This window comes from uncultured Vibrio sp., from assembly GCF_947488985.1.
GTDB lineage: Bacteria > Pseudomonadota > Gammaproteobacteria > Enterobacterales > Vibrionaceae > Vibrio.
The window spans coordinates 1-511 of sequence record NZ_CANLBV010000291.1 but is presented as its reverse complement, the minus strand read 5'-3'; the positions used below and the strand labels follow the sequence as shown (position 1 = coordinate 511).

General features: G+C 42.7%; 1 protein-coding gene. It reads right to left on the bottom strand.

The genetic code is table 11. The annotated features are described in order from the left end of the window. Nucleotides 1-511, bottom strand: a 511-nt coding sequence (locus Q1A70_RS20390) for a transposase (protein ID WP_299695878.1), incomplete at both ends; no start/stop codon positions are given.

The following is a 511-nucleotide window of genomic DNA, read 5'->3' as shown; positions in this document are numbered from 1 at the left end:
ATCGAGTAAAAGTTCTGGAGTTGCCGCGGGATTGCTCCCGGTGATGAATATGGAAGACCGACTATTAAACGCATAATATGGGCTAATGCACCGTTGAAGCTTAGCTGGTATGGCAAGTAATCTCCATTTAACGTATTACACATTTGTACCATTTGATACCTAACCAAGTTATATGTGAGTAGGACTCCCCATAGCTCTTGTTTCACTAATTCTGGAAGTCGACTTCTGAGTGTAAGACGGTTACCAAGCATATATTGCTTTTGCTCTCTATATCCAAGTTCAATCTCCCAACGATATCCATACAGGCCAACTATGTCAGATTTAGGGTAAAGCATTGGGTCGGTCATTGAGGTCAGGACGTCGTATGACTTCCCATTTTTGACCCTTGTGATTAGACGTACAACCACTTCTTGTTCTAGTGTTGGCCACTTCTTCCGAGCTTGTGGGTTACTTTTCAGTTTAATGAGTTTGTCTTGTCGACCAAGGGACTGAACAACTTCGTAGTTTAGCC